This window comes from Streptomyces sp., from assembly GCF_036566765.1.
Classification (GTDB): domain Bacteria; phylum Actinomycetota; class Actinomycetes; order Streptomycetales; family Streptomycetaceae; genus Streptomyces.
The window spans coordinates 1-9,442 of sequence record NZ_DATCVQ010000262.1; the positions used below are offsets into that span (position 1 = coordinate 1).

Here is a 9,442-nt window from a genome sequence, read left to right on the forward strand (position 1 = left end):
CCGCGCCGTACCCGTGCGCTCCTCGCGTCGGCCGTGGCCGTCGCCGCCGTCGCCGCGGCCGGTGCGGTGGTGCTGACCGACCGGGGCGGGGAGGAGACGCCGGGCGACCGGACGCAGCCCCCCGCCACCGCCCCGATCACCCGCGGCGACCTCACCGCCTCGGACACCCTCGACGGCACGCTCCAGTACGGCGACGAGGTCTTCCTGCCGAACCGGCTCACCGGGACGGTGACCTGGGTCGCCGCACCGGGGACCGAGGTCGCCCGGGGCGAGGTCCTGTACCGCCTGGACGAGAAACCCGTGCTCCTGCTGTACGGCGACGTCCCCGCGTACCGGCCCTTCAAGGAGGACATGACCGACGGCGGCGACGTGAAGGAGCTGGAACGGAACCTCGCCGCCCTCGGCTACACCGGCTTCACGGTCGACGAGGAGTTCACGGAGCGCACGGCCGCCGCGATCAAGCGTTGGCAGAAGGACCTCGGGCTGAAGAAGACCGGGGAGCTGGAGCTGGGCCGGGTGCTGTTCGCACCGCAGGCGGTACGGGCCGGGGCGCCGGACAGGAAGCCCGGCGTCGAGGCGCAGAGCGGCAGCCCGGTCCTGGCCACCACCAGCGCCGAACGCTCGGTGACGGTCAAAGCCACCATGTCGCAGCAGCAGCTGCTGCCCGTGGGCAAGAAGGTCGGGGTGCTGCTGCCCGGCCGCGACGCGCCCGTTCCGGGCAAGGTCACCACCGTCGGCACGGTCGTCGGCGGAGGCGGCGACGGCGGGGACGACGAGAAGGACGACGGCGACAAGAAGGGCGGCGACCGGACCGTGACCGTGCGCATCGCCCTGCTCGACCAGAAGCCCGCCGGCGCGCTCACCTACGCACCCGTGCGCGTCCAGACCGAGAGCGAACGGCGGCGCGGGGTGCTCTCCGTGCCCGTCTCCGCGCTGCTCGCCCTGCGGGAAGGCGGGCACGGAGTCCAGGTCGTCGCGGCCGACGGCGCCACCCGCCTCCTTCCGGTCACCACCGGGTTGTTCAGCGGCGGCCGGGTCGAGGTGTCCGGGACGGGCGTCACCGAGGGACTCAAGGTGGGGATTCCGGCGCTGTGAACGTCATCGGTGAGGTGACCGCCGAGGCGGCCACCGGGGCGGACGCGGCCGTCGCGGCCGACCGCCTCGTGATCGAGCTCGCGGGCGTGACCCGCAGCTATCCGGGCAACCCGCCCGTGCACGCCGTCCGCGAGGTCTCGCTGCGCGTCCGGCCGGGCGAGCTGCTCGCCGTCGTGGGCCCCTCCGGCTCGGGCAAGTCCACACTCCTGAACCTGATCGGCACCCTGGACCGACCGTCCGCCGGGCGGGTGCGGATCGCGGGCTACGACGTGGACCGGCTCTCCGACCGGGAGCTGTCCACGCTGCGGGCCGAGCACATCGGCTTCGTCTTCCAGCAGTTCTTCCTCACCCCCGGGGTGAGCGCGGTCGGCAACGTGGCGGAGGGCCTGCTCTACACCGGGCTCTCCCGGCGGGCCAGGATCGCCGCCGCCACCGAGAGCCTGCGGCGGGTCGGACTCGGCCACCGGCTGACGCACCGCCCGCACGAGCTGTCCGGCGGCGAGCGCCAGCGGGTCGCCCTGGCCCGCGCGGTGGCCGGCCGGCCGAGCCTGCTGCTCGCCGACGAGCCCACCGGCTCGCTCGACACGGCGTCCGGGGCGAGCGTGGTCGAGCTGCTGCGGGAGCTGAACGCGGACGGCACGACCGTCGTGGTGATCACCCACGACACGGACCTCGCGGCCCGGCTCCCGCGCCGGGTCACGATGCGGGACGGCGCCGTGGTCGCGGACGACGGCGCGGACGCGTCGCCTCCGACCGGCGCCCGGCCCGCACCCCAGACCGGCGGCCGTCGCACACCCCCAGGCGGCGGCCGTCCCCCGCATCCGGACGGGAGTCCCACAGCCGCGGCACCCGAGGAGGACACCCGATGAGCTCGTCCCTCCCGCCGCTCCGGCCCGCCCGGCTCCGGCCGCTCGACGTGCTGCGGCTGAGCCTGTCCGGCCTGCGGGCCAAGCCGATGCGGGCGGTGCTGTCCGCCGCCGGGATCTCCATCGGCATCGCCGCCATGGTGGCCGTCATGGGCATCTCCACCTCCAGCCGGGCCGAGCTCCAGGCCACCTTGGACACGCTCGGCACCAACCTGCTGCGCGTCGAGGCGGGGGAGTCCCTGACCGGCGGCAGGACCGCGCTGCCCCCGCAGGTCACCGGCATGGTCCGGCGCGTCCCGCCGGTCACCGAGGCCAGCGCGGTGGCCTCGATCGACGTCAAGGTCTACCGCTCCGAGCTGATCCCGAAGGAGGAGACCAACGCCCTGGAGGTGGTGGCGGTGCAGCCCGACCTGCTCGCCACCCTGGGCGTGCGCACCGCTCAGGGGGCCTGGCTCAACCGGGCCACCGGCCGGTACCCGGCGGTCGTGCTCGGCTCCGCCGCGGCCCGCAGGCTGGGCGTGGTCCGGCCCGAGCCGGGCTTCCAGATCCTGGTCGGCGGCAAGCAGTTCACCGTCGTCGGCGTCCTGGAGCCGGCCGTCCTCGCGCCGGAGCTGAACAGCTCGGTCCTGGTCGGCTTCGAGGCCGCGCAGCGGAACCTGGAGTTCGACGGCCGCCCGACCGCGCTCTACCTGCGCGCCGAGGAGCACGCGGTGGCCGACGTGCGCGCGGTCCTGGCCCGTACGGTCAATCCGGAGCAGCCGGACGCGGTACGGGTCGACCGGCCCTCGGACGCGCTCGCGGCCAAGCTGGCCGCGGACGAGGCGTTCACCGGGCTGCTGCTCGGCATCGGGGCCGTGGCCCTGCTGGTCGGCGGGATCGGCGTGGCCAACACCATGGTCATCGCGGTCCTGGAGCGGCGCGGCGAGATCGGGCTGCGCAGGGCTCTGGGCGCCACCCGGGGCCAGGTGCGCAACCAGTTCTTCACCGAGTCGCTGGTGCTGTCCGGGCTCGGGGGCTGCGGCGGTGCGCTGCTCGGCCTGGTCATCACCACCGGGTACGCGGAGCATCGCGGCTGGCCGGTGGCGCTGCCGGCGACGGCCGTCGTGGGCGCGGCGCTGGGCACTCTGGTGATCGGGGCGGTGGCGGGGCTGTACCCGGCGATGCGCGCGGCCCGGGTCTCGCCGACCACTGCTCTGGCCACGGCCTGACGCGGGCGGCTGCCGTTTTCAGCCACCCGGCCAGTAGCGTGGGGCCATGGTGCGTTTGAGAGTGGAGTTCACGACCGAGCCGTTCGACCTGGACGAGGCGCCGGCGCATGCGGTCGTGGCCCGGGAAGTCATCCAGTCGGCCGAACTGGACGCGGTCGACGTCGGCCCCTTCGGCAACACCGCGGAAGGGGGCGCCGACGAGGTGCTGACCGCCGTCGACGCGCTGCTGCGCAAGTCGCTGGCGGCCGGCGCCACCCGGGTCTCCCTCCAGGTCAACGTGATCGGGGAGGGCGAGAAGTGACCGAGCACCCGCTGGTCGCGGCCGTGAAGCCGCTGGTCGACGCCATGGGCGCGGAGATACTGGGCCCCGAGCAGGCCGGGCAGGACGACGTCGTGCTGTCCTGGGAGGGCGAGGACGTCCTCGCGGTACGGCTCCCGCAACTGTCCGATTCGCTGGATCACATTCTGGCCGCCATGGAGCGGCGGCACGGGATGCCGCTGTCCCAGCTCGACCGCAAGACCAAGCAGGAGGTCGTGCGGATCCTGGAGGCACGGGGTGCCTTCTCGGTGCGGCACGGCGTGGAGACGGTGGCCGGCGCCCTGGGAGTCAGCCGCTTCACGGTGTACAACTACCTCAACAGGGAGACCGCCCTGAACAGGGAAAAGGCCCCCAAGGGCGACTAGTTGATCATGTTCCGGCACGAGCCGTCGTCCAGATGTCGGGACGACGGCTTTTGTGTGGCCGAGTTTTCAACAAAGTGTTGACGTGGTGTTGCGGAGGGCGTTAGCTATCCGCAGCCCGTCCGACGCACAGCGAAAAACAGCCACGGAGGCTTCCCGTGACTTCAGGTACGACTCCGGGTCTCACCCGGTTCAACACCTCGGCGGACAGCGACGCTGTCGCAGCCCTCCACGAGGTGTGCTCCAGCTCGGCATGGGGGAGCAAGCTTCTCGCCCAGCGCCCGTACGCCACCGCCGAAGCCCTCTTCCTCGCCAGCGACGCCGCCATGGCCGAACTGACCGCCGAGGATCTGGCCGACGCGATGGCGGGCCACCCGCCGATCGGTCGTCCGAAGGCCGGGGACCCGACCTCCTCCCGCGAGCAGAGCGGGATGGCCGGGGCCTCCGAACAGCTCAAGGCCGAGATGCTCGAACTCAACCTGGCCTACCAGGACAAGTTCGGCCACGTCTTCCTGATCTGCGCCACCGGCAAGTCCGGTGAGGAGATGCGCGACGCGGTCCGGGACCGGATCGAGAACTCGCCCGAGCAGGAGCGGGAGATCGTCCGCACCGAGCTGGGCAAGATCAACCGGATCCGGCTGACCCGTCTCGTAGAGGAAGAGAACTGATGAGCACGGCAACCACCGCCTCGGTGTCCACGCACATCCTGGACACCAGCATCGGGCGCCCCGCCGAGGGCGTCGCGATCTCCCTGTCGGCCCGCTCGGGCTCCGGCGCGGAGTGGAAGGCGCTCGGCGGCTCCGCCACCGATGCCGACGGGCGGTGCAAGGACCTGCCGGCGCTGCCGGAGGGCACCACCCACGTACGTCTCGACTTCGAGACCGAGGCGTACTTCCTGAGCAAGCAAGAAAAGCAAGCCGAGGCGCAGCAGGACGCCCCCGCGAATCGGGACAGCGGTGCGTTCTTCCCGGAGGTGGCGATCACGTTCGCCGTCAAGCCGGGCGAGCATTACCACGTACCGCTGCTGCTCAACCCGTTCGGCTACTCCGTTTACCGAGGGAGCTAGCAGACATGCCCACCATTCTGGGACAGAACCAGTACGGCAAGGCTGAGAACCGGGTCGTAAAGATCACGCGGGACGGCTCTACCCACCACATCAAGGACCTGAACGTCTCCGTCGCCCTCTCCGGCGACCTCGACGACGTCCACCTCAACGGCTCCAACGCCAACTGCCTGCCCACCGACACGACCAAGAACACCGTGTACGCCTTCGCCAAGGAGTACGGGATCGAGTCGGCCGAGCAGTTCGGCATCCACCTGGCGCGTCACTTCGTGAACAGCCAGGAGCCCATCAAGCAGGCCCGGATCCGGATCGAGGAGTACGCCTGGGACCGCATCGCGTCCTCCGAGGCCAACTCCAAGTTCATCGGCGCCGACGAGGTGAACCACTCCTTCGTCCGTCAGGGCCAGGAGACCCGGGTCACCCAGATCACGTACGACGGTCAGAACTGGGAGGTCATCTCCGGCCTCAAGGACCTGATCGTCATGAACTCCACCAACTCGGAGTTCTGGGGCTACATCAAGGACAAGTACACGACGCTGCAGGAGGCGTACGACCGCATCCTGGCCACGCAGGTGTCGGGCCGCTGGCGGTTCAACTGGACCGACGACGAGCAGCGGATGCCCAACTGGGAGAAGTCCTACGCCGAGACGAAGAAGCACATGCTGCAGGCCTTCGCCGAGACGTACTCCCTCTCCCTGCAGCAGACGCTGTACCAGATGGCCTCGCGGATCATCAACCACCGTTCGGAGATCGACGAGGTGCGCTTCTCGCTCCCGAACAAGCACCACTTCCTGGTGGACCTGGAGCCGTTCGGCCTCAAGAACGACAACGAGGTCTACTACGCCGCCGACCGCCCGTACGGCCTCATCGAGGCCACCGTGCTGCGTGACGGCGCGACGGCGCAGATCCCGGTCGACTCGACCAACCTCTAGTCGCGGCGCCGAGTGGTCGCCCCCGCCCCGCCCGCAGCCGGGCGGGGGCCCACCATCCGCAACCTGGACATTCCCCATCTCGGCACCCGGAGCCGTCACAGGGTTCCGGCACTCAAATCCCCCTAGGGTCCTGCCGTGCCCGTCACACCCTCCCGGAATGAAGGAAGCACCGCCATGGCAGCACCTTCGGCAGCTCCCCAGCGCATCGTCATCGAGAACGCGGCCATCGCCACGGTCGACGCCAACGACACCGAGTACGCCACCGGATACCTGGTCGTGGCCGACAACAGGATCGAGTCCCTCGGCGCGGGCAGTGCCCCCGAGGGCCTGGAGAACGTGGTCCGCCGGATCGACGCGACCGGTCATCTGGTCACGCCCGGCCTGATCAACACACATCACCACTTCTACCAGTGGATCACCCGCGGCCTGGCCACCGACCACAACCTGTTCGACTGGCTCGTCGCCCTCTACCCGACGTGGGCGCGGATCGACGAGTCGATGGTCCGGGTCGCCGCGCAGGGCTCGCTGGCGATGATGGCCCGCGGCGGCGTCACCACCGCGATGGACCACCACTACGTGTACCCGAAGGGCTCGGGCGACCTGTCCGGCGCCATCATCGGGGCCGCGAAGGACATGGGCGTCCGCTTCACCCTCGCCCGCGGCTCCATGGACCGCAGCGAGAAGGACGGCGGCCTGCCGCCGGACTTCGCCGTCGAGACCACCGAGGGCGCGCTCGCCGCGACCGAGGAGACGGTGAAGAAGCACCACGACGCCTCCTTCGACTCGATGACCCAGGTGGCCGTGGCCCCCTGCTCCCCGTTCTCCATCTCCACCGAGCTGCTCCGGGAGGGCGCTGCGCTCGGCCGCCGTCTGGGCGTGCGGATGCACACCCACGGCTCGGAGACCGTGGAGGAGGAGAAGTTCTGCCACGAGCTGTTCGGCATGGGTCCGACGGACTACTTCGAGTCCACCGGCTTCCTCGGCGAGGACGTGTGGATGGCGCACTGCGTCCACATGAACGACTCCGACATCGCCGCCTTCGCCCGGACCAAGACCGGTGTGGCGCACTGCCCGTCGTCCAACGCCCGCCTCGCCGCCGGCATCGCCCGCGTCCCGGACATGCTCAAGGCCGGCGTCCCGGTCGGCCTCGGCGTCGACGGCACCGCGTCCAACGAGTCCGGCGAGCTGCACACCGAGCTGCGCAACGCGCTGCTGATCAACCGCCTCGGCGCGCACCGCGAGGCCGCGCTCAACGCCCGCCAGGCGCTGCGCCTCGGCACCTTCGGCGGCGCGCAGGTGCTCGGCCGCGCCGACAACATCGGCTCCCTGGAGCCCGGCAAGCTCGCCGACTTCGTGCTCTGGAAGATCGACGGCCTCGGTCACTCCTCGATCGCCGACCCGGTCTCCGCGATCGTGTTCGGCGCCGCGGCCCCGGTGACGGCCTCGTTCGTCAACGGCAAGCAGATCGTCGAGAACAACCGCCTGCTCTTCGCGGACGAGGAGGCCATCGCCCGCGACGCGCGCGCCGAGGCCCGGCGCCTCGCCCGGATCGCCGCGCAGGGCTGATCCGGCGGCCCGTGGCCGGCCCGTACGGACCGGCCGGCCACGGCGCCCCGCACCATCGCACCACCCCGGATTTCCGCGGCCCTTCGCAGGCCGCGGAGGCTGAGTCCGGTCGAGGGGGACGGCCCTCGACCGGTCGCCACGGACCCGAGCGGGGCCCGTGGCAGCCGGACGGGGGGTGTTTGCACCGCCAACGGTGCGACGCCCCCCGGACGGTGAGTTCTCCCTTGGGCACCCACCGCGTGCTCCCCCTCGTCACGCGGACCGCACCACCTCATGAGTCGCACCCGTGAGGCGCACCACTGCACCACTCGCACACCACCTCCCTGACACTCTCGTCAACCGCCGACGTTTAATCGACCGGAGGAACCGCCGTGGCCGCTGAGCCCCAGGTTCGCAATGCTGCAGACGCCGAACCAGACGACCGGAGCAAGCATCCGGTCGACGAGACGCTGCCCCCCTTGAAGATGTTCACCAGCGGCCTCCAGCACGTGGCCGCCATGTACGCGGGCGTGGTGGCCCCGCCGCTCATCGTCGGCGCGGCCGTGGGCCTGTCCGGCACCGAGCTGACGTTCCTCACCGGGGCCAGCCTCTTCACCGCCGGCCTTGCCACCTTCCTCCAGACGCTCGGCATCTGGAAGATCGGCGCCAAGCTGCCGTTCGTCAACGGCGTCACCTTCGCCGGCGTCGCCCCGATGCTGGCGATCGTCGACACCACCGACAAGAAGAGCGACGCCCTGCCGATCATCTTCGGCGCGATCATCGTCGCCGGACTGCTCGGCTTCATAGCCGCCCCCTACTTCTCGAAACTGGTCCGCTTCTTCCCGCCGGTCGTGACCGGCACGGTGATCACGCTGATCGGCGTCTCGCTGCTGCCCGTCGCCTTCGGCTGGGCGCAGGGGCCCAACCCCAGGGCCGAGGACTACGGTTCGACCACCTATCTGACGCTGGCCGCGATCACCCTCGTGGTGGTGCTGGTCCTGCGCCGCTTCACCCGCGGCTTCCTGAAGCAGATCGCCGTCCTCGTCGGCCTGGTCCTCGGCACGGTCATCGCCGTCCCCTTCGGCGTCACCGACTTCAGCCCGGTCACCCAGGCGGACATCGTCGGCTTCCCGACCCCGTTCCACTTCGGCGCGCCGCAGTTCGCGCTCGCCGCGATCATCTCCATGTGCGTCGTGATGCTCGTGTCGATGACCGAGTCGACCGCCGACATGCTGGCGCTCGGCGAGATCGTCGACCGGCCGGCCGACGAGAAGACCATCTCGGCCGGACTGCGCGCCGACACCCTCGGCTCCGCGATCAGCCCGCTGTTCAACGGCTTCATGTGCAGCGCCTTCGCGCAGAACATCGGCCTGGTCGCGATGACGAAGATCCGCAGCCGGTTCGTCGTCGCCTGCGGCGGCGGCTTCCTGGTCCTGATGGGCCTGTCCCCGGTGGCCGCCTCGCTGATCTCCGTCGTGCCGCGGCCCGTGCTCGGCGGCGCGGGCGTCGTCCTGTTCGGCTCGGTCGCGGCCAGCGGCATCCAGACCCTGGTCAAGGCCGGCCTGGAGAAGGACAACAACGTCCTGATCGTGGCCGTCTCGCTCGCGGTCGGCATCATCCCGATCACGGAGCCGGAGTTCTACCACGCCTTCCCGGAGACCGCGAAGATCATCCTGGACTCCGGCATCTCCACCGGCTGCGTCGCCGCCGTCCTGCTCAACCTGGTCTTCAACCACATCGGCGGGAGCCGGGACGACGACACCGTCACCGCGCCGATGGAGCCGGGCGACGAGATCTCCGAAACCGCCGGCGCCAAGGCGGCGCACGTCCACTGAGCATGAGGTCCATGAGGTCTCCTTCCTCTTCCTCCGAGCCGGTCCCCGCCTTCGCGGCGGGGGCCGGCGTCGTGCTGATCAACCCGAACACCTCCACGGCGACGACGCAGATGATGACCGCGATCGCCGAGCGGGAGCTCGGCCCGGCGGGCGTGCCGGTCCGCGGCGTGACCGTCGCCCGCGGCCCGCGGATGCTCACCGACCCGGCGGCGCTCGC

At 71.0% G+C, this 9,442-nt stretch carries 10 protein-coding genes and 1 pseudogene; all 11 read left to right on the plus strand.

Annotated features, from left to right (window positions below; translation table 11 throughout):
• Positions 1–1,095: peptidoglycan-binding protein (locus tag VIU94_RS14745; RefSeq protein WP_331911547.1), on the plus strand; the 1,095-nt coding region annotated here is incomplete at its 5' end.
• 68 nt (positions 1,096–1,163) lie between these two features.
• Complete coding sequence (locus VIU94_RS14750) at positions 1,164–1,964, plus strand: ABC transporter ATP-binding protein (RefSeq protein WP_414720955.1); 801 nt, start codon at positions 1,164–1,166, stop codon at positions 1,962–1,964.
• Positions 1,961–3,169 carry an ABC transporter permease gene (locus VIU94_RS14755; RefSeq protein WP_331911549.1) on the plus strand — a complete coding sequence of 403 codons (1,209 nt, stop codon included), beginning with the start codon at positions 1,961–1,963 and terminating at the stop codon, positions 3,167–3,169. Before VIU94_RS14750 ends, VIU94_RS14755 begins: the two co-directional genes overlap by 4 nt.
• A gap of 49 nt (positions 3,170–3,218) precedes the next feature.
• Complete coding sequence (locus VIU94_RS14760; RefSeq protein WP_331911561.1) at positions 3,219–3,470, plus strand: thiamine-binding protein; 252 nt, start codon at positions 3,219–3,221, stop codon at positions 3,468–3,470.
• Between the two features lie 44 nt (positions 3,471–3,514).
• Entirely contained in the window at positions 3,515–3,853 is a 339-nt protein-coding gene (locus VIU94_RS14765) for a helix-turn-helix domain-containing protein (RefSeq protein WP_331911563.1), read from the plus strand.
• A 155-nt stretch (positions 3,854–4,008) separates the two neighbouring features.
• Positions 4,009–4,518: a 2-oxo-4-hydroxy-4-carboxy-5-ureidoimidazoline decarboxylase gene (gene uraD, locus VIU94_RS14770; protein ID WP_331911551.1), complete on the plus strand. Its 510-nt coding sequence runs from the start codon at positions 4,009–4,011 to the stop codon at positions 4,516–4,518.
• On the plus strand, positions 4,518–4,916 hold the full coding sequence (gene uraH / locus VIU94_RS14775) for a hydroxyisourate hydrolase (protein ID WP_331911553.1): 399 nt from the start codon (positions 4,518–4,520) through the stop codon (positions 4,914–4,916). Before uraD ends, uraH begins: the two co-directional genes overlap by 1 nt.
• Positions 4,917–4,921: 5 nt before the next feature.
• The gene (pucL, locus tag VIU94_RS14780) at positions 4,922–5,845 is read left to right on the plus strand and encodes a factor-independent urate hydroxylase (RefSeq protein ID WP_331911555.1); all 924 of its coding nucleotides are present in this window, start codon (positions 4,922–4,924) and stop codon (positions 5,843–5,845) included.
• A gap of 174 nt (positions 5,846–6,019) precedes the next feature.
• Positions 6,020–7,411, plus strand: a complete 1,392-nt coding sequence (locus VIU94_RS14785) for an 8-oxoguanine deaminase (RefSeq protein WP_331911557.1) — start codon at positions 6,020–6,022, stop codon at positions 7,409–7,411.
• A 464-nt stretch (positions 7,412–7,875) separates the two neighbouring features.
• A complete protein-coding gene (locus VIU94_RS14790) occupies positions 7,876–9,225 on the plus strand; it encodes a nucleobase:cation symporter-2 family protein (protein WP_331911565.1) in 1,350 nt (449 codons plus the stop codon).
• A gap of 11 nt (positions 9,226–9,236) precedes the next feature.
• Positions 9,237–9,442 (plus strand): annotated as a pseudogene (locus VIU94_RS14795) (hypothetical protein); the annotation flags it as partial.

What these genes read in the sequence shown, in the direction of transcription:
- VIU94_RS14755 (WP_331911549.1), top strand. Translation starts at nt 1,961, where the DNA reads ATGAGCTCGTCCCTCCCGCCGCTCCGGCCCGCCCGGCTCCGGCCGCTC.
- VIU94_RS14765 (WP_331911563.1), top strand. Translation starts at nt 3,515, where the DNA reads ATGGGCGCGGAGATACTGGGCCCCGAGCAGGCCGGGCAGGACGACGTC.
- uraH (WP_331911553.1), top strand. Translation starts at nt 4,518, where the DNA reads ATGAGCACGGCAACCACCGCCTCGGTGTCCACGCACATCCTGGACACC.
- pucL (WP_331911555.1), top strand. Translation starts at nt 4,922, where the DNA reads ATGCCCACCATTCTGGGACAGAACCAGTACGGCAAGGCTGAGAACCGG.
- VIU94_RS14785 (WP_331911557.1), top strand. Translation starts at nt 6,020, where the DNA reads ATGGCAGCACCTTCGGCAGCTCCCCAGCGCATCGTCATCGAGAACGCG.
- VIU94_RS14790 (WP_331911565.1), top strand. Translation starts at nt 7,876, where the DNA reads ATGTTCACCAGCGGCCTCCAGCACGTGGCCGCCATGTACGCGGGCGTG.